The following is a 17,268-nucleotide window of genomic DNA, read 5'->3' on the forward strand; positions in this document are numbered from 1 at the left end:
GTTTATGAATATGGATTCAAGAAATAGGTTTCCGCTCGCGGGCGCGCTGCTCACCTTCATCGGATCGGCGCACACCGCCCTCGGCGTGTTCATCTGGGTGGCCGGTAAAGAGGAAGCCGAGCTCTCGTTCTGGTTCACCGCGTTCGGCGTTGCCGCAGTCTGCTTCGGAATCGCCGTGATCGATGTGGAGCGGACCCGCGGCTACGTGCCGGCGCCAATCCTCGCCGCCACCGCTGTGCTCACCGCGTTCGGTCTCGCTGTCGAGCCCGTGTCCGGGTTCCTCACCCTCCTGGTGCCCCTGGCCATCGGTATCCGCGGTTGGCTGCGCCACGGCCGAGTCGCCGCAGCCCCGGCCGAAGATCCGAGCACTGCCTACTCTGTCACTCATGACTGACGCGGGAACATTGCCCGACAGCGCACCAGTTGCGCCGCAACCCGAGGGCATCAGCTGCTTCCGGACCGCCGCCGGGCGGGCGCAATTCACCGATGCATACCGCGCCGGTATGCAGTCACTGCCACCGGCGGAGGAAATCCGGACGGTAGCAACCACATTCGGCACCACGACCGCCTACCGGTTCGGCCCGCCTTCCCCGGAGCCGATCCTGCTGCTGTCCGGCCGGCAGGCCTCAACCCCGATGTGGCGGGCCAACATAGCCACGCTGCGCGAGATCGGCACGGTGTGGTCGATCGACAGCATCGGCGAGCCGGGCGCGTCGGCCCAGACCAAGGCGATGAGCGGCCCGCACGATCAAGCGGCCTGGGTCGACGAAGCGATCGCCCAGCTCGGCGTCGAGCGTGTGCATCTGCTCGGCGTCAGCATCGGCGGTTGGCTCGCCGCCCAATGCGCTATCCACAAACCACAGCGGCTCGCCTCGGCGATCCTGCTGGATCCGGCCGTCACCTTCGCACCGATCACCTGGAAAATGATCGTCGTGTCCCTCGGCAGCGTAGTGCCGGGCATGCCCCGGCCGCTCCGGCATCGCCTCCTGAGCTGGATCTCCGGTGGGGTGAAAGTCGACGACAACATCCCCGAGGCCCGCCTGATAGCTTCGGGCATGCGCGATTTCCAGCTGCACCAGCCACGACCCGCGCAACCGACAGCCGACGAACTCCGCGCCATCACCACCCCGATGCTGGTGATCATCGCGGGAGCGAGCATCATTCACAACCCCGAACGGGCCGCCGAACAGGCGCGCACGATCCCGACAGCACAGGTCGAGCTCTGGCCCGGTCGTTCGCACGCGATCAACGGCGAAGCACCCGAGGCCATCGCCACCCGAACCGCCGAATTCCTCCACGCACTGTGAGTTCGAAGACTTCGCGATATCCGTCGACCCAGACGGGGTATTCCGCGGCTGGGTTTGCACGGCATCGCCGATGGATAGGGTAGCGAAATGCGCTTCAAGCCAGGGGGATTCGAAGACCGCACGCTTCCATCATCGCTCGTGTCGCCGCAGCGGCTGCGAATGCTGATGAACGTGGCCCCACCACTCCTGTTCCTCGGCGTCCGCGTCGAACAATTCGCCGACGACTGGACCTCCACCGAGGTGAGTCTGCGGGTGCGCCGCTGGAACTCCAACCACAACGGAGCCGCCCCGGGTTGGTCATTGCTCGCGATGACCGATCCGTTCTTCGGGATGATGGCCTACGGACAGCTCGGAAAAGGCTACCGAGTCTGGAACACGACCGCCGAAATCGAATTCCTGGCGCCGGGACGCGGAACAGTACGGTCGACAATGCTGATTCCGCGCGACCTCGTGGAGCAAATCCGCCACACCACCGCCGATGGCGCGAAGTCTGTTACCAACCATGAAGCGCAGATCCTCGATGCCGACGGTGGGCTGGTCGCCCGCGCACACCAGCAACTCTATGTACGGCGAAGTCACCAGCATCTCGATCCGGCACCTGAGTCCGCGCACGCACCATAAGTTCTCGGCGGTGGAGCCGACCGGTCAATTGCCCCGCGATATACCGGTCGACCTTCAGGGTCGGCCCCGCGACAATTGCCGACGTGGAAGCCCAGGCGATGCGAGACCGAGCTCGTGCCGCGCAGCACGCATTCTGGCGGACGATAACCGTTAGCGGCAAGTCGATCTCGTGAACAGTCGAGAGTGCCGAATGCAGCCTCTTCGGCGACCGGACGCACAAGATTGCCGATTATGTGATGTCGGATAGGTCCTCCCGAGACGGGAGTTCTAGGGTCTGAAGATGGCCCTCGATGCTCGATACCAGGCAATTCCTTATGATTCGTTGCTAGCACGTGCGGCGCGCGATCGCGCGGCCGCCGAGGACGCGATCGCGAGCTTCAGGATCTTGGCAACCGTGGATCTAGCCAACTCTCGCTTCGGGGATGATCCGATCTGGCAAGAGCTGGCTCCCGTTGCTCGTCAGATCGTGACGGAGCGACCTGGCATCTTCGACCGGACACTGGCAACCCGAGCATGGGACGCTGCCTACTGGTTGCTCGCACCGAACCGCCGAGCAGGTGAGGAGCGAAATCCCCACGGGTTGGCCGAGATCACAGTATTCGGGGCCGAGCCGTTCGCCTCGGGCGCAAAAGGGGCACAAGGGATTACGCTGCGATTTGTCCGGTGAATGGGATCGCGACTACCTTCTCGATCTGCTGACCCAGTACGCCAACTTGTATCGCCTGGCAGCCGACCTGGATGAATGCCTTCTGGTAGAGCTCGACTGAAAGAACGATCACTCGAGCACCCCTCATTCGCACCGAGCGAAGTCCACCGCGTGGCGGGTGGTGTGCAGCAGTGGCCGCGGCGGTGCTGTGTCGGCAGACTCCCCTGGTATGCAACGTATTCCGTTCGATGTGGAAGCTTATGCGCAGCGAGTTCGGTCGAGCTCTTGTTTCATCTGCGAGGTGATTGCCGCCCCGGGGAGCGATGGATGGCATGAGGTTGTCGCAGAGGACGCGGACAACATCGCGTTCCTCTGCAAGTACCCGACCTTGCTGGGCCATGTGCTGGTCGCTCCGAAAATTCACCACGAGCACGTCGTGGGCGATCTCACCGAGGACGCCTACCTCCGGTTGATGACTTTGGTGTACCGGGTAGCCCGGGCCGTGGAGGCGACGGTCGAGGTAGAACGCACTTACCTGTTGAGCCTGGGCAGCCAGCAAGGCAACTCCCATGTGCATTGGCACATCTCGCCGCTGCCTCCGGGCGTCCCCTACCGCGAGCAGCAATTCCACGCGCTGATGGCAGAGAACGGAGTTCTGCCGTGGACACCCGAGCAAGCCGGCGCGCTGGGCCAACGGTTACGGGCCGCCCTGGCGGGTCGAGAGCTGGGCGATCCCCATACTCCGTTGCCGGAAATCGAGTCACCGATTGGTGAGATCCCCGGAAAACCAACGGATAGGCGTGACACTTGGTGAGCTTTCCGATGAGCACCGATGAGTTTCGAGCGCACAGGAGGTCTAACCGGTCATGAGGAAACTGATCTACGGGTTCAGTGTGTCCCTGGACGGCTACATCAACGACCGCGTCGGCAGCATCGACTGGACCGACCCGGACGACGAGCTGCACCAGTTCCACAACGACCGCTACCGCGCGATCGAGATCTCGCTGCACGGCCGCCGGCTGTACGAGCTGATGGCCGAGTTCTGGCCGCACGTGCCCGCAGACGCGCCACCCATCCAGCGCGAGTTCAGCGGGCTCTGGACGGAGAAGCCCAAGGTCGTCTTCTCCCGGACGCTCACCGAGGTCCATTGGAACAGCACCCTGGTCAGTGCGAACGCGGTCGAGGAGGTCCGCAAGCTGAAGGAGGGAGGCGATGGCGTTATGGAGGTCGGTGGCGCGAATCTCGCGGCCTCCCTGCTGCCGCATGGGCTCGTCGACGAGTACCAGGTGTTCCTCGTGCCCGTGGTGCTCGGCGGCGGCACACCGTTCCTCCCATCGCTGGACAAGCGCATCAAGCTTCGACTGGTCGAGACGAGGCACTTCAACACCGTGGTGATGCTGCGCTATCTCGTCGACTGAGGTCCGCCAACGGTGGGCTGTGTTCTCTTCTCGCACAGCAGTTCACCTGCGGATACTGGGCGATCAGCGCCCGCGCGGTATCGAGGAGGTCCTGCGGCGTGACCGACCAACACCACGTCGAATCGGCGATCTCGTAGAGGAATCGGGATACCGGATTGAGCCGGGCGTCAGGCGCGCGACCGTTCTCCAGAAACAGTGCCGGAGGCAATTACACCGGCGGACAACGCTTTAGGTCGAGACCTCGATCGCGAAAGTCGACGTCTGACCATCCCGCGAGGTCAGGGTGACCGGGCCGAAGGTGATAAACGGTATCGATGCGGTGCCAGTGCCTCTGTAGAAGCCGGTCGCTTCGGTCACCCGAAGGACGAGTGCGGCGAGCGTGGCTGCCATCTCATCGTCGGCTTCGACGACAGCTTCAGCCAAACCCGCATATCCATGGGCATTCGCCCAATCGCAGACGATTTCGGAGTCGCGGCTCATTTCGGGAAGGATGCTCTTGTTGGCCCAGGCCCACATCCACGTGCCGGCCGATGGGTTGTAACTGCCGATGATCTGCGCCGGAGCTGTCGCGGTCTGGTCCGGAAAAGTCCAGGAGATCAAACCTGTGCGCTGGTCGAGATCCCACCGATCCGCCGAGCCCAGCCCCCAAGACATGTGCGCGTTCGCCAGCTGCCCGATCATGTCCTCACCCTGCGCCAGCAAGGCCGCCAGGTCAGGCTCCCCGAACCCCTCACCGGACTTCCTTCTCCGCTTGAACAACCCCACCAAACCTCCTCGAGCAGAACCGAACCGGCGAACTATTCCCTACTGCTGGATACAGCGCAAGTGCTGACGCGCCACACGCCATGCCTCCGATCGCGCATCTACTGGCCAATCGTGCAGGCGAACGGCGCGCAGTTGCGCGTCGTGGTGACGGTCGGAGACGGCGGGGCGGTGGGTCCGGAGTTGGTCAGCAGCAGCACCGCGCCGAACAGCCCGACCAGCATTGCCACGACGAGGAACAGAACCAGCACGGGCGCACCGGCGATGATGCGCCCGACAGCGCGGAACAAGGAGCCGAAGAAGGATCTGGGCATTGCGGTCTCGCTTCAGGGATTTCGGATCGGAGGAAGGGCCGTTCAGCCCATGGCGGTATCGACAGCACACACGTACCGCGGTCGCTGTACCACCGTCGGCCGCCCGCCGCCTCGGCATGCACCGTCAGGTGAGAACTGTTTCGCGCCACCCAGAGGTGTTGCGGCTCAGCAGGTTCGGTCGTGTCGATTGCGATGAGGCTAGTCGATCAACTCGACGCCTCGGGCACGCAGATCCGCCTGAAGCTGGGGCGCAAGCCATTCCGCACCTAGAACCCGCTTCAAATTCGGAAGGAGTTCAAGGTCGTCGAGACTGGCGACGTCGAACTGCTCACCCTCGCCATCCCAGTGTGGGCAGCATTCCGCGTAGACCTGACAGCCTCCATCGAAGATGAGTTGTTCAACCCCACTGAGCAGTTCGGTCGAAAGCTCGAGACCCTCGAAGTAGGCCTGCGCTTCCGGCATGACCTGGTCGAAATAATTGTCGGCGGAGTACTCCCAGAGATCACCATCGAATCCCTGGGCTTCCAGCGTGTCCTCGAGGGACCAGGGCGCAAGTTTCGCCGACTCCCCGTACATGAGTTCTTCGATAACTGCCAGTTTGAGATTGAAGTCCACGAACCTAGTCACACGCCCAAACTAACGTCGGCCTACGACAACCATGTCGAAGCACCGGCAACACACTCCCGTACCGATGATCGTGTGCGTCGAACTCCGTGGTGCTGATCACCCTATGTGGGAGGGGTTCGGCCATCTGCGCGCGTTGAGCAGGTTTCCCCGCCACGGGTGGGAGGCGAAACTCTCTGCCGTGTAGCAAATTTGGACATTCGACCGATAGGGACTCGGGTGCGGCGAGCGCGCCTGTCTCGAGTTGGAGGTCAACGATGTCTCAGTGGAGGAGAAGTCCACGCACGGGTCGGCAGTCGATCTTGCTGGCCGCAGTCGCCGGGACGGTGGTTCTTGCTCCGGCCGCGCTGGTCATACCAGCATTCGCAACCCCTGATCAACCCCCGGCTACAACCGCACCCGTCACCATCGCGCCCGTGACGACCGCGCCGCCGGTCACCACCGTGCCGCCCGTGACCACTACCCCGCCGGTCACGACGAAACCGCCGGTCACGACCAATCCGCCCGTCACGCCTCCGTCGCTTCCGAAACCTGTTGAGCCGGAAGACCCCTACGGCCCCGACGGCTTCGACGTCTGGGGCTACGACCGGTGGGGTTATGACCGCTGGGGCTACGACCGCTGGGGCTACGACCGCTGGGGCTACGACCGGCAGGGCTACAACGCCCAGGGCTACACCTCGAAGGGCTGCGCCCGTTCCGGCGAGGACCGGCCCGACGCCGACAAGCTGGCCTGCGAACAACGCAGGACGCGACCTTTCACCGGCAGTGCGGGCGGCTGACCCCCGAACAGTCCCCCGCGCCAGGACCAGCAGCGGACATCACCTCGTCGACGATTCCGACGGTGTGGGACATGCCGGTCGGCCCGAAACACAATTGTTGTTGGGGAATTCGGTGACCCAATGAAATCCGCTCTGCCGCAGCGTGAAATGGTCTGCCTCGTAGCGGGTCAGTTCCACCGTGACCGGATGTCCATCCAGTTCACCATTGAGCCGCAGCCGATTCGGCGCGGGACCCTCGACGGTGAAGCTGGCCCACGGTGCGGCGGAGTCGGATTCATTCCAAGAACGCAGCATGAGCCGCTGTGCATCATCGCTGATTTCCGCCCGTATGCGCTGGAACCGATCATCCATTGTCTGGATATCCGCGGTGGCGCGCTGTTCGAACACCACTCGACGCCAACGTGTTCCATCGCCGAGCAAGGCCGGTACCGACTGCCCGTCCCGGGTGAACGCGCTGACCTCCCAAATCCCGTATAACTCCGATCTGGACTCGCGCTGCTGCCAGGACACCACGCCATTGACCGTCCCTACCACTATCAGCCATACCAGCAGCCCCACCTGAATCCTCGCGACGACCCGCCGTCCGCAGGAGGTCCGGAAGGGTTGCGGCGCGGTCGACGGTCCGGCGGCGTTGCCTAGCAATACCGCCGTGATTCGGTACGCCTCGGGGGCCACCAGTACCAGCGCCATGAGCAATACATGGAACGACAAAATCTTCACCGGCACGTCGTAGGTCATGTTCAGAATCCACACCTGCGCCGCACTGACTACGGTCAGCAGCGCCCCGGCCACCGCGGTGCGCGGCACGAGAAGCAGTACGCCGCACAGTATTTCCGCGATTCCGAGCAGGCTCTCGTATACCGGCGACACCCCGACCTGGCTCCACAGCACGCCCATCGGCGTGAGATCACCGAACGGCTCCAGCAACCGGGTCAGCGACGGCGACGGCATTTGGAGCGGGAAGGCTTTGACGAAGCCGTAACTCAGCATCGTCCCCGCCAGGCACACCCGCACGAACACCAGCAACCAGCCCGCCGCCGTGCGGTATTCGGTGCGCTTGCGGTCCAGGACGCTCCACGCCGCCGTGACGGTCACCGCTATCACGAGAATGCAGAACGACAGCACCCAGTCATAGGCAGTATCGCCGCTGCCCGAGTCCCGGCGCACAACCGCAGTACCGAAAACCGTGCGCCCCACCCATTCGACCACCGGCTGCGGCCATTCCACGGCGATCGGCCGCCACCACACCACCAGTCCAGGAAATTCCAGGATGACCTGAGACAGCAACGCTAACAGGCCGAAATACATCAGACCGAATCGAACCAGAATCCTAGTGATCAGCTTCCAACGCTCGGCTTCCGGCCGCTCCGGCTCCTCGGCATCGAGGCCCGGCTCGACGGTTCGAACGCTCATTCACAATCCCTTTCCCCACAAGGGCACTGCGTCAGATTAGCCAGCGCGGTGAGCACAGATGTGGAGAGGTTGTGGAGGTGTAGTTCTGATCCCGAGCGCTCCGCCGCGGAGGGTGGAGGATGATCGACCATGGTGACGCGTTCTGTTTCTCCCCAACCAGTTTCAGCGGCTTGGAGATCGGGGATGGTAGTAGTCACCACGCTCGGAGCCGCCTGCTGCCTGTGGGTGCTTTGGATACTCCTGACCCGAGATCAGAGCCCCGAAGTCACCTATTGGAGCAGCGCGGCGAGCTTGGCACCGGGTGTGCCGTAGCTGATCCTCGCCATATCCGCTCGCGCCAACCGTCGCACATGGCGGTTCGCTGTCGCACTACCCGCGATCATTGTGGCCTCGGCGGTAGTGGGCTTGTCCGGGGCTCCCGAAAAGATCGCTCGTCTCCAGTGTGGCTAAACGCCATCAAGCACCTCCAGGGTAGAAGAGGCGTTGTGCTTCCAGGAGGACTGCGGCGGCGGCGATTTCGCGGTCGTCGCCGTCCAGCAAGGGCAGGACATCCTCGGCGTGGAATATCGGCAAGTGCAACGCGCCGCGTTGGTGTGCTTCGACCAGTCCCACGATCAGAGACCCGGGCAGTCGGGGTGGGCGTACTCGAGGGTCGGGCGCACTCATGCTGGGAAGTCTCCTCGGGCGTACTGACAACTAGCCGCGACCCGCGCGGCCAAAGCGGTCAGCGTGGGTTTGCGGGAGATCATTGGGCGAATACATCACGCCGCGAGTGAACAATGTGGCCGAACACCAAACCGTCTGCGGTTCAGGATATTCGGGATGCATTGACGGCGGCCGGCGATGTCGAGTGGCCCGCTAGTATGGGTCTCGGCATCTCATCCCTGTAGGGGATGCGCCGACAACGCGCGCCGAATGGCCACTCCACTAGCGGGTGAGCCCTACGGTCAGTCGATCCACTTTCGGATCTACCCAGTAAGAGGGCGGAGTCGGTGCCGCGGTTCTCGAATCGTTGGCGCCCTGGCTTGGATGCAGCGCTCGCCCCGTTTCCGGGGAAGGCTGGGGTGGCGGCTCGATTGCATCGGGCCGCCACCCTCTACTCGGTTATCTGCGCGAAACAAGTCGGCGTGGTCAGCAAGAACATCCGCCGGAGGCCCGTCGCTCAGGACGAGTCGGCTCGCTATCGGATGTCGGCTTATAACTGACGGATTAGACGCGCTGAATCCACGTGCGCACGTTCTCGATGAAGGCGGTTGTCGCGACTTCGCGAGGGACAGCGCCCAATGCTTGGCCCACAGCCAGCCCGATACCAGTTGCGAGCAGCGCCGCTATCGCCTGCTCGACGAGTGCAGGGTCGGTGATCGTCACGCCCTCAGCGTCGGCTTGGGAGTACAGCAGCGCTTGGAGACCAGCGGTGAAAATGTCGATGGTCGCTCGGTTGGCTTGCTCGTGCTCCAGGCTGTTGCGGGTGGCCATGACGAAATCCGCTGCCAGACTGATCCATTCGGGTTGTTCCAGCAGTTGTGCCCACTGCTGCTGCATCACTTCCAGCTTCGCCTCGGTCCCGTCGACGGCCAGAACAGCCTGGGATAGGTCTGCCAGGACTTGTTCGAAATGCGCTTGCAGCAGCGCAAGGCACAGGTCCTCTTTGCCGGTGAAGTTACTGTAGATCGCACCGTGCGAGCGCCCGGCCTGGGCAGCGACCTGACCCATCGTGGTGGAGTGGTATCCACGGGTGCGAAACACGACTTCCGCCGCCGCGAGGATCTGCTCGCGCGTGCGCGCTTGTAACTCCTCCCGGGTCAGAGCCTTGGGCATTCGCTCGCCTCTCTACTTCGCCTGCCGTACATGTGATTCCAGCAGACCACGCCACCCGCTCGCAGCATGGGCCCGCGCCCGGCAACTGTCCCAGACAAACCCTTGCCATCTCCGCCGAGTTGAGATTACGCTCTAATTCGAATTACGACGTCATGTCAGATGGCGTGGCGGGTCGAGGGAGATTCCATGGACACACTGGTGGGCCTGCAGGGTGAGCAAGGCCGAAAAGCGCTCGCGATCGCCAATGCACCACGGCGTGACGACGGATTCTTCGGCCCCGGTTCGGTGAGCTGGCGGATCTATGAGAACCCGGTGGTCATCGCCATGGCCGGGCTGGCCGGCTCGGTCGCGGCGATGCTCGATCCGGTCGGTGCGGCAGGAGTCGGCCAACACAGCACCTATATGAGCGATGTGTATGGGCGGGTGCGGCGCAGCAACGCCATGTTCATGGCAATGGTCTACGGCGACACCACAACCGCGCTGAAAACCGGCCGGGACCTGTTCCGGCGCCATTCCCACGTCAACGGAGTGGAGCCCGCAACCGGTCAGCCTTACCGCGCGAACCAGATCGAGGCGCTGCTGTTCACCTATCTGGCGGGATTTCCCTGCCTGATCGAGTCCTACCGCAAGTACAGCGGCGAGATCCTGACCGAGCAGGACGAACGCGAATTCTGGGGCGAACAGCACGTGCTGGTCGAACTACTAGGTATACCCCGCGACGCCGTTCCGCGCACACCGGAGCAGGTGTATGCCTGGCTCGACGATGCCGAACAACACACGATGGCCTACACCAGGCCAGCACAGGAACTGGTCGAGTTCTTCATGAATCCGCCTGCCGCCCCGGCGATCATGGGATTGGTCGGCACGACCCGCATCAACAAAATCGTCGGCACCGCGGTCTTCTCGACGCTGCGCCCGGGCATGCGCGCAGTCTGCGGAATCCCCGAGCAGCCACGACGATTCGCTGTCGCCGACGCGCTCGTGCGCCGCGCGGCCACCCTCGCCCGAACCGCGCCGGTGGATCGCACCATCGTGCCGTTCTTCGGGTACGAGGGCTGGGGATACAAGGCCAACGGCTTGCGCCACAGTCCCGGTACCGGCCGTCAATCCTTGGATCCGAACTGGGCCATAGATCTTCAGCACGGCAAAGGCGGCACCCTCGGACCGAACGCGGATCGGCCCGGCAAGGCGGCCACCAAGTGACCCGCTTCGATGTCGTGGCCAACGAGGTCCTCTTCGACCACCGCCACCGCCGTCACCGTCTCGGCACCTTCTGGCAGGAGTCCCCCGCCCTGATCGTCCTGCTACCTCAACTCACCCACCACGCCGCTCACCGCCAGATCGCAGAGCTCACAACAACTCTCGACGCCCTCACCGCCACGGGAGTCTCGGCGCTTACCATCGGCATGGGCACCCCACGCGACGGCGTGCACTTCCACACCAGCGCGCGCAGCAGAGTTCCGATCCTGCTCGATCCCGACCGCGTCCTATATCAACGACTCGGGCTCTACCGCAACACATTCCGTCGCCCGCGAACGGCGGTGCAGGCGCGCTATCTGCTCGGATCGGCATTCGCGCGAACACCCAAACCTGTTCGCCGGCAATCCGGAGGGGCGTTCCTGGTACTGCCCGGCGGCCGCGTCATCGCTGAGACACGAAACCCCCACCTGGCCGCGTTCATCACCAACCAAGCGATCAACACGATGCTGCAACAACTCCGAACCGCACGCTCTCAACACCCCGCATCGCAAGCACACGAGTAGGGGATCTGACATCCGCTCTGGTCGAGCGCGACCAACGATCTCGGACGACTATCCAGCGGGAGGGCCGACGCGACGAAGACGACCATCGAATGTCGCGACGAGCAGGCCAGTGTGCGGAGCGCAGGCCAGACCTGTGACTGCGTCGACGGTAGTATCCGTGCCTGCCGAAACGCCGGTTTCTGCGTGCAGCCAGACAATTCCGGTGTCCAGGCCGATTGCGAGCCAGGAACCGTCGGCAGTGAAGCACAACGACGCGCTGTATGCCTCACCGGGCGCACCAGCGCTCTCGTCGTCGATGACGCGATGCCAAACAGGCTCGCCGGTCGCGCAGTCGCGCAGTATCACCGCGCCGCGGCAACCGTTGGGTTCGCTACGGCCGTAATCGGGACGTCGCCAGGTCGCGAAACTACGACCGTCCGGGGTGAAGACCACAGCCGAAACAACCACGCTGTAGCCGAGCGTGGGGTCGTCCGGATGCTCCTCGACATCGATTCCGGATTCGATGGTGCCGTCGGCGGCGAGGTCGAGTACGGCATCCCAAGGATGGCCCTGCCCAGAGTTGCCGACCACCAGTTTCCGGCCGTCCGGCGAGAACTGCGGCACGAAGGCCCAATCCCCGTAAGCGTTGTCACAGTCGTCGGACTGGCGGTGTCCGATCATGTGCTCGACATCGATGACCACCACCTCTTCGCCTCCGACGACGGCAAGCAAGCGGCCATCCGGAGACCAGGCAGCCTGCACTGAAGAGGATTGCGGCAACAGGTCGGCGGGGATCTTGGCGAGCCGGTCGAGTTCTCGCCAGTGTGTGAGCTCGATGGCACCGTCGACGGCGAAAGCAAGTGCCTCGCCGACAGTCGAACCGATCGGACCGCGACGCACTACCCGGCCCGGCCGCAGCCAGTGGTATCGGACCGGCTCGATGTTCGGCTCGAGTTGCCACTCGACGACGACGTTTCCGCTATACATCGCGGTGAGCGCCCGGCACTCGTACGGATGGATGGCAAGTCCCTGCTGGTCACCCGCCACGGTTTTGACCGACTTCAGGTCGATGGACTGTTCTGTCGTCCCTGATGCCGCTTCGAGTTTCAGACGCAGCTCCTGGGGTGCGTCCGGCTCGAGAGCTTCGAGCGCGGTCTCCCCGTACGTGTCCAGTCCGAGAGGGTCGGCGCCGTAGTACAGCAGCAGATCGACAACGGGAAACCACGCGGCATCCTTCGAGACCGCCAAACACGCGGTGTGCAAGGGGGGCTTGGGTATACGGGTGTGCACCGATGCTCCCGCAGCCAGCAGCAGGCGAACGATTGCCGGGTCGGCGGCCATGTCCAGCGGCGTGATCGGGTACCGGGAATCAGCGAAGGTCCGCGCGATCGGGGACGGGTCGGCTCCCCAGCCGAGCAGCACGCGCACCACCTCGACCCGTCCCCTGCGCACCGCGACATGCAGGGGCGTGTGCTCGAAACTGTCGCGCGCGGTCAAGCCCTTCCCGCCGGCCGCGGCGACCAACAGTTCAGCGACCGCTGCACTGCGCACGAGGTGCAGCGCCGTTTCCGACATGCTGGTCGGGTGCGTGACGGCGTGCGGGTCAGCGCCCCGCTCCAGCAGAAGTCGCACAGCCACAACCGAATCCACAGCAGTGGCCGCGATCAGCAGCGTTCTGCCACCCGCCACCTTCTGATCAGAGACCAGCTGTGGATGAGCATCGAGCAGCTGAATCAACTGATCACGATCGCTCTGCTCCGCCGCGACTACGAACGCCTCCCACGGTGACGTCGAACCCTTCACTCCCCTACCCATGATGGATCACTCTAGGACAATGTGATGAAGCCCCCACCGGATGGGTGAAGCTGTTGCGCTGCAGGAAAAGTGGATGCCTCGGCTGGAAGAATCCGCTGGTGTAGTGCCGCCGAGGACGAATAGCATCGCTGCGGTGCGGCGTTGGTTGAAGGGCAAGAGCCAGACACGGGAGTCCGATCGTGACTTTGATCGACAGGGCAGCCCTCGACGACTCGGCCGCTCGGGTTGTAGCTGACCTGGTACAGCTCCCGTTCATCAGAAGCGATCGACTCCATGTGGTGTCGATGGCCGGATCGACGGCCAGCGGTTTCCCACAGCCTGACCAGCCCGGCCTCATTCCAGTGGGTACGGTCGGTGACCATGGAACTCGGACTGACCGCGCTGATCGACCCTCGCCTGTGGCCCCTCGTCGACGAGTCCCGTGCCTTCTATGAAAAGCGAGCGGCCGGTCGGGGTCCGAACGGTGTGGCAGAGCTGCACGCCTTCCGAGCCGCTGCCGCCGATACCGCTCCGGCGGATCCACCGGCCGTCGAAGAACTCGCCACGGTCGGCGGGCGGAGCGTCCCGCTGCGGATCCACACGCCCGCGGGAAGGGCGAAGGGTGTGTTCTTGGAGATCCATGGTGGCGGCTTCTATATGGGGTCCGCCGCGGGCAGCGACCTCCGCAACCGCCGGCTCGCCGACGCGCTCGGCGTCGCGGTGGTGAGCGTGGACTATCGGCTCGCGCCCGAAAATCCGTGGCCGGCCGCACCGGACGATTGTGAGACCGCCGCACTCTGGCTCATCGAGCACGCCGCGCAGCGCTTCGGTACAACCATGCTTGCTGTCGGTGGCTTCTCGGCCGGCGCGACGCTGGCGATGACGACACTGCTGCGTCTGCGGGATCGCGGAGTCAACGAATTCGCCTGTGCAGTACTGGAATTCGGAACCTACGACCTGAGCGCGCGAACCCCGGCCGGACGTCTGATCGCCGACGAATACTTCCTCGAAGCCTACGCCGAGACGGCGTCGGACCGCACCGACCCGGACCTCTCCCCGATCTACGCCGAACTCGACGACCTGCCTGCAATCCTGATCGTCGTCGGCGCCGCGGACATCCTGCTTCAGGACAACCTGGCTATGGCCGCTCGACTTGCAGCCTTCGGCGCGGAAGTCTCACTCCAGGTCTACCCCGACGCGCCACATGGATTCACCGGACACCCGACCCCGATGGCACGGGCCGCTCTCGACGACATCCAAACCTGGCTCACCGGTCAGCTCGAGTGATTGCCGCCGGATCCATGCCGGGGGTCGCCAGAGCATCTCGGCGACTCCCGGATTGGCGTGTGGGCGGGAAGCGCTGAAGCACCCGATGCCACTCCCCTGCCTGCCAAATCGCGACGCCGCCGATGCGCGGGCAGCCTCGCGGACACGACATTCGACAATTGAAGGAATCGTGAATTCCCTTGCGTCCCAACGGTTCGCGGCGGACAGATCCCCGTAATACACCCAGGGTCCGACAAGTTGACCCGAGCACCCGTTCGCCCGTTTCCGGGTCAGGAGTCCTAGCTTCTTGCTATAAATCGAGCAGGATTCCTCTCGGGGGGTGGCGATGGACCGGCATGAAAGTCCGTACAAGGTTCGACCGCAGGGTGATCGGGTGCGGATCGGGTCCTTGATCGAGCCTGTTGCTCCCGTGTGGGCGATCAAAATGAATATGCGGACCGCGAGTCTGCTGGGGGTCGATGATGTGTGGTTTTCCGACCACACCAAGTCCGCGTTTCCCGCTGCCGCGTGGAACATTCGGTTCTCGCCGATGGCGCGCTTCGTTTCCTCGCTGGACGCCTACCTGGATCCGACAGTCGCGCTGGCCCGCTGGGCTCGTCCGCGCGGGCCGGTGATGGGGGTCGCGGTCACCGATGTGGTGCGGCGCAGTCCGGCCGATCTGGCGCGGGCGTGGATGTCGTTGCATCATCTGTCGCGCGGCAAGGTCGTGCTGGGAATCGGGTCCGGCGAATACGAGAACACCGTCCCCTACGGGTTGACGCTCGAGCCGCGCGCCGGGCGGCTCGCCGACGCGTTGACCGCGTTGCACGCCGCGTGGGCCTCCCCCGACGAACTGCTCACGCACACAGGGCCGTTCCACGACTGGCGCGAGGCCAGATTCGGGCTGCCGCCGCTCAATGGCACGACTCCCCCGGTGTGGGTGGCCGCGCAAGGCCCACGCGCATGCCGGATCGCCGGGCAGCATGGCGACGGCTGGATGTTCATCCTCAACGACACCACCACTTCCTGGCACACCGCCGCGACCCATTTCGTGCGCGGCGCCCAGGACTCCGGGCGCGACCCGGAAACGTTGCACCGCAGCGCCCTACTGGCCCCGCTGCTGGCGCCAGACCAGCGTGTCCTCGATGAACTGTGCCGCGCGCCCTTCGTCCAAGCCATGGCGCTGGTCATGCCGGGAGCAAGCTGGACCGCGGCCGGAGCGACGCACCCGCTCGGAGCGGACAATCCCGGCTATTCGCACGTGGATCCCGCCGTCTTCGAGGGCGAGCGCTTCGCCGAATACAGCAAGCACGTCACACCCGAGTTGGTGCGCGCCCTGATGCCCTCCGGCACCGCCGCCGACGTCGAGCGCTGGCTGGACCCTTACCTCGACGCGGGCCTGAATCACATCCTCTTCTACGCCTTCGCCTCCGCGGTCAAACCGACGTTGGCCGCGGCCGGACTCCGGGAACAACGTCGGCTGATCAGCAAGCTGCGGAAACGGCGACCAGGTCCGCTCGCGGTGGCGTGACGCGCCGGTCGACTACTTCACGCGCACTGTGGCTTTCCACGGATGCATGACGGAGGGGCATTTGCGGTCCGGATCGGGGTGGCAGCTCCGTTCTGCGCTGATCACGTTGTCGCCGAGTACGTTTGCAGGGAAAACGGCTACGGCGTTGCCGGCGGGAGTCACGCTGGCGGAGGTGCGCGGCAGGGTCGTCTCGTCGCTGGATACCGGAAGCTGCCACGTGTAAGTGATTCCGTTCTCACGGTAGTTGGTGAGCCGGACCTCGATGTCGTGGCCGAGCGTTGTCTCTACCGACCTGGCAGAGTCCGCGTTGGTGAGCACGACCTTCCCGGCCGCCGACGCCGGGACGGGAACAGCCATTGGCGTCAACGCCAATGCCAAAACCAGGATGCCGAGCTGGCCGAAGGATCGGTGGCGGATACGGTTCATGCGGACATCCAACATGCAGCCTGCGATACCGAAGGCCAGCACGCCGTCGGACCGGTGTGTCGTCGCGCGAACCGGCCTCGGAAGGTCAACCGGCGGTGGGCATCTGACGCCGATCGGATTGCCGTGTGCGGTCGGTGGGGACGCGGACCACGGCGAGTTGAGTGGCGGATCCGACGAGATTGCCTTTGGCGTCCCAGGTTTCGGCTGTCTCAGTTGATGTAAAAGGTGTTGGATATCGGCAGGAGCTCCTTGGAAATGTCACCGTCGTCGATGACATCCACCTGCATCTTGTCGATCGTCATGCGCAAGTCTCCTTTGGCCCACGGATGCCAGGTTGTGCGACACGATTTGGTGAGGTTCGAGCCGTAATTCTCGGTGTTCCATCTGTCCGAGAACTTGCAGGATGCATTCTTCTCACGACCCCCGGGCAGCCGGTAGGTAAAGGCCATTTCAACATTCCGCATGCTCAGGGATGCCCTTTTCATCGTCGCGTCGATGGGACACCCGGCCCCGACCTGCGGCGGGAGGCCGACCGACAATGAACAATTGGTGGGCCAGTCGACCTGGAACTGCACAACTGCGCGAATCTCGCGCTTCGAATTCTCTTCGTAGCAGACTCTTTCACGTGCTCGTGCCCAGCGCAGGCTGGTCTGCCATAGTTGCTCGTTGGTATATGCGCTGCATGCCCCGGTTATCTCCTCGCGGTTGTCCGCATTAGCGGCAGGAGGCAACAAGGATGCTGAACCGAATGCGAGCGTGACGGCCGCGAGCGGTACGAGGATTCGGGGAAGTTTCTTGAACATGCAG

At 64.1% G+C, this 17,268-nt stretch carries 20 protein-coding genes; 11 read left to right on the forward strand and 9 right to left on the reverse strand.

Going from position 1 to position 17,268, the window contains the following annotated elements:
- Positions 1 to 10: 10 nt before the first annotated feature.
- The 6 genes from IBX22_RS28750 (at position 11) to IBX22_RS28775 (ending at position 3,992) form a co-directional block, all read left to right on the forward strand.
- Positions 11 to 394 (forward strand): DUF6463 family protein, encoded by a 384-nt coding sequence (locus tag IBX22_RS28750; RefSeq protein WP_228539519.1) that lies wholly within the window; start codon positions 11 to 13, stop codon positions 392 to 394.
- A complete protein-coding gene (locus IBX22_RS28755; RefSeq protein ID WP_194818809.1) occupies positions 387 to 1,307 on the forward strand; it encodes an alpha/beta fold hydrolase in 921 nt (306 codons plus the stop codon). Before IBX22_RS28750 ends, IBX22_RS28755 begins: the two co-directional genes overlap by 8 nt.
- Positions 1,308 to 1,394: 87 nt before the next feature.
- Positions 1,395 to 1,928: a DUF4442 domain-containing protein gene (locus IBX22_RS28760; RefSeq protein WP_194818810.1), complete on the forward strand. Its 534-nt coding sequence runs from the start codon at positions 1,395 to 1,397 to the stop codon at positions 1,926 to 1,928.
- 280 nt (positions 1,929 to 2,208) lie between these two features.
- Entirely contained in the window at positions 2,209 to 2,595 is a 387-nt protein-coding gene (locus IBX22_RS28765; protein ID WP_194818811.1) for a hypothetical protein, read from the forward strand.
- Positions 2,596 to 2,803: 208 nt separating this feature from the next.
- The gene (locus IBX22_RS28770) at positions 2,804 to 3,388 is read left to right on the forward strand and encodes an HIT family protein (RefSeq protein ID WP_194818812.1); all 585 of its coding nucleotides are present in this window, start codon (positions 2,804 to 2,806) and stop codon (positions 3,386 to 3,388) included.
- A gap of 52 nt (positions 3,389 to 3,440) precedes the next feature.
- Positions 3,441 to 3,992: a dihydrofolate reductase family protein gene (locus IBX22_RS28775; RefSeq protein WP_194818813.1), complete on the forward strand. Its 552-nt coding sequence runs from the start codon at positions 3,441 to 3,443 to the stop codon at positions 3,990 to 3,992.
- A 228-nt stretch (positions 3,993 to 4,220) separates the two neighbouring features.
- Here the strand turns inward: IBX22_RS28775 and IBX22_RS28780 are convergent, their stop codons facing one another.
- From IBX22_RS28780 to IBX22_RS28790, 3 genes are all read right to left on the reverse strand, one after another.
- Positions 4,221 to 4,757: a DUF6882 domain-containing protein gene (locus IBX22_RS28780; RefSeq protein ID WP_228539522.1), complete on the reverse strand. Its 537-nt coding sequence runs from the start codon at positions 4,755 to 4,757 to the stop codon at positions 4,221 to 4,223.
- Positions 4,758 to 4,855: 98 nt separating this feature from the next.
- The gene (locus IBX22_RS28785; RefSeq protein ID WP_194818814.1) at positions 4,856 to 5,068 is read right to left on the reverse strand and encodes a hypothetical protein; all 213 of its coding nucleotides are present in this window, start codon (positions 5,066 to 5,068) and stop codon (positions 4,856 to 4,858) included.
- Between the two features lie 198 nt (positions 5,069 to 5,266).
- On the reverse strand, positions 5,267 to 5,683 hold the full coding sequence (locus tag IBX22_RS28790; protein WP_228539524.1) for a DUF6892 domain-containing protein: 417 nt from the start codon (positions 5,681 to 5,683) through the stop codon (positions 5,267 to 5,269).
- Positions 5,684 to 6,108: 425 nt separating this feature from the next.
- Between IBX22_RS28790 and IBX22_RS28795 the strand changes: the two genes are divergently transcribed.
- Positions 6,109 to 6,471: a hypothetical protein gene (locus IBX22_RS28795; protein ID WP_194818816.1), complete on the forward strand. Its 363-nt coding sequence runs from the start codon at positions 6,109 to 6,111 to the stop codon at positions 6,469 to 6,471.
- Positions 6,472 to 6,510: 39 nt separating this feature from the next.
- Here IBX22_RS28795 and IBX22_RS28800 read toward each other — a convergent pair whose 3' ends face one another.
- The 3 genes from IBX22_RS28800 to IBX22_RS28810 form a co-directional block, all read right to left on the reverse strand.
- A complete protein-coding gene (locus IBX22_RS28800) occupies positions 6,511 to 7,884 on the reverse strand; it encodes a DoxX family protein (protein WP_194818817.1) in 1,374 nt (457 codons plus the stop codon).
- A gap of 456 nt (positions 7,885 to 8,340) precedes the next feature.
- Positions 8,341 to 8,550 carry a hypothetical protein gene (locus IBX22_RS28805; RefSeq protein ID WP_194818818.1) on the reverse strand — a complete coding sequence of 70 codons (210 nt, stop codon included), beginning with the start codon at positions 8,548 to 8,550 and terminating at the stop codon, positions 8,341 to 8,343.
- Positions 8,551 to 9,093: 543 nt separating this feature from the next.
- Entirely contained in the window at positions 9,094 to 9,702 is a 609-nt protein-coding gene (locus tag IBX22_RS28810; protein WP_194818819.1) for a TetR/AcrR family transcriptional regulator, read from the reverse strand.
- A 186-nt stretch (positions 9,703 to 9,888) separates the two neighbouring features.
- On the opposite strand from IBX22_RS28810, the gene IBX22_RS28815 reads away from it, so the two are divergent.
- Both IBX22_RS28815 and IBX22_RS28820 read left to right on the forward strand, forming a co-directional pair.
- The gene (locus tag IBX22_RS28815) at positions 9,889 to 10,905 is read left to right on the forward strand and encodes an oxygenase MpaB family protein (protein ID WP_194818820.1); all 1,017 of its coding nucleotides are present in this window, start codon (positions 9,889 to 9,891) and stop codon (positions 10,903 to 10,905) included.
- Positions 10,902 to 11,465, forward strand: coding sequence for an AhpC/TSA family protein (locus tag IBX22_RS28820; RefSeq protein ID WP_194818821.1), 564 nt, complete (start codon positions 10,902 to 10,904; stop codon positions 11,463 to 11,465). The genes IBX22_RS28815 and IBX22_RS28820 overlap by 4 nt, the downstream gene beginning before the upstream one ends.
- 48 nt (positions 11,466 to 11,513) lie before the next feature.
- Here the strand turns inward: IBX22_RS28820 and IBX22_RS28825 are convergent, their stop codons facing one another.
- A complete protein-coding gene (locus IBX22_RS28825) occupies positions 11,514 to 13,259 on the reverse strand; it encodes an ankyrin repeat domain-containing protein (RefSeq protein WP_194818822.1) in 1,746 nt (581 codons plus the stop codon).
- 360 nt (positions 13,260 to 13,619) lie between these two features.
- Between IBX22_RS28825 and IBX22_RS28830 the strand changes: the two genes are divergently transcribed.
- Both IBX22_RS28830 and IBX22_RS28835 read left to right on the forward strand, forming a co-directional pair.
- Entirely contained in the window at positions 13,620 to 14,525 is a 906-nt protein-coding gene (locus tag IBX22_RS28830; RefSeq protein ID WP_194818823.1) for an alpha/beta hydrolase, read from the forward strand.
- A 424-nt stretch (positions 14,526 to 14,949) separates the two neighbouring features.
- Positions 14,950 to 16,035, forward strand: coding sequence for an LLM class flavin-dependent oxidoreductase (locus IBX22_RS28835; RefSeq protein WP_228539526.1), 1,086 nt, complete (start codon positions 14,950 to 14,952; stop codon positions 16,033 to 16,035).
- A 12-nt stretch (positions 16,036 to 16,047) separates the two neighbouring features.
- Here IBX22_RS28835 and IBX22_RS28840 read toward each other — a convergent pair whose 3' ends face one another.
- Positions 16,048 to 16,476, reverse strand: coding sequence for a hypothetical protein (locus IBX22_RS28840; protein ID WP_194818825.1), 429 nt, complete (start codon positions 16,474 to 16,476; stop codon positions 16,048 to 16,050).
- 194 nt (positions 16,477 to 16,670) lie between these two features.
- Positions 16,671 to 17,264 carry a hypothetical protein gene (locus IBX22_RS28845; protein ID WP_194818826.1) on the reverse strand — a complete coding sequence of 198 codons (594 nt, stop codon included), beginning with the start codon at positions 17,262 to 17,264 and terminating at the stop codon, positions 16,671 to 16,673.
- Positions 17,265 to 17,268 lie beyond the last annotated feature (4 nt).

This window comes from Nocardia sp. XZ_19_385 (genome assembly GCF_015355755.1).
Classification (GTDB): domain Bacteria; phylum Actinomycetota; class Actinomycetes; order Mycobacteriales; family Mycobacteriaceae; genus Nocardia.

Coding starts and splice junctions, on each gene's coding strand:
- IBX22_RS28750 (WP_228539519.1), top strand. CDS start 11: ATGGATTCAAGAAATAGGTTTCCGCTCGCGGGCGCGCTGCTCACCTTC.
- IBX22_RS28755 (WP_194818809.1), top strand. CDS start 387: ATGACTGACGCGGGAACATTGCCCGACAGCGCACCAGTTGCGCCGCAA.
- IBX22_RS28760 (WP_194818810.1), top strand. CDS start 1,395: ATGCGCTTCAAGCCAGGGGGATTCGAAGACCGCACGCTTCCATCATCG.
- IBX22_RS28765 (WP_194818811.1), top strand. CDS start 2,209: ATGGCCCTCGATGCTCGATACCAGGCAATTCCTTATGATTCGTTGCTA.
- IBX22_RS28770 (WP_194818812.1), top strand. CDS start 2,804: ATGCAACGTATTCCGTTCGATGTGGAAGCTTATGCGCAGCGAGTTCGG.
- IBX22_RS28775 (WP_194818813.1), top strand. CDS start 3,441: ATGAGGAAACTGATCTACGGGTTCAGTGTGTCCCTGGACGGCTACATC.
- IBX22_RS28785 (WP_194818814.1), bottom strand. CDS start 5,068: ATGCCCAGATCCTTCTTCGGCTCCTTGTTCCGCGCTGTCGGGCGCATC.
- IBX22_RS28800 (WP_194818817.1), bottom strand. CDS start 7,884: ATGAGCGTTCGAACCGTCGAGCCGGGCCTCGATGCCGAGGAGCCGGAG.
- IBX22_RS28805 (WP_194818818.1), bottom strand. CDS start 8,550: ATGAGTGCGCCCGACCCTCGAGTACGCCCACCCCGACTGCCCGGGTCT.
- IBX22_RS28810 (WP_194818819.1), bottom strand. CDS start 9,702: ATGCCCAAGGCTCTGACCCGGGAGGAGTTACAAGCGCGCACGCGCGAG.
- IBX22_RS28815 (WP_194818820.1), top strand. CDS start 9,889: ATGGACACACTGGTGGGCCTGCAGGGTGAGCAAGGCCGAAAAGCGCTC.
- IBX22_RS28825 (WP_194818822.1), bottom strand. CDS start 13,259: ATGGGTAGGGGAGTGAAGGGTTCGACGTCACCGTGGGAGGCGTTCGTA.
- IBX22_RS28830 (WP_194818823.1), top strand. CDS start 13,620: ATGGAACTCGGACTGACCGCGCTGATCGACCCTCGCCTGTGGCCCCTC.
- IBX22_RS28835 (WP_228539526.1), top strand. CDS start 14,950: ATGAATATGCGGACCGCGAGTCTGCTGGGGGTCGATGATGTGTGGTTT.
- IBX22_RS28840 (WP_194818825.1), bottom strand. CDS start 16,476: ATGTTGGATGTCCGCATGAACCGTATCCGCCACCGATCCTTCGGCCAG.
- IBX22_RS28845 (WP_194818826.1), bottom strand. CDS start 17,264: ATGTTCAAGAAACTTCCCCGAATCCTCGTACCGCTCGCGGCCGTCACG.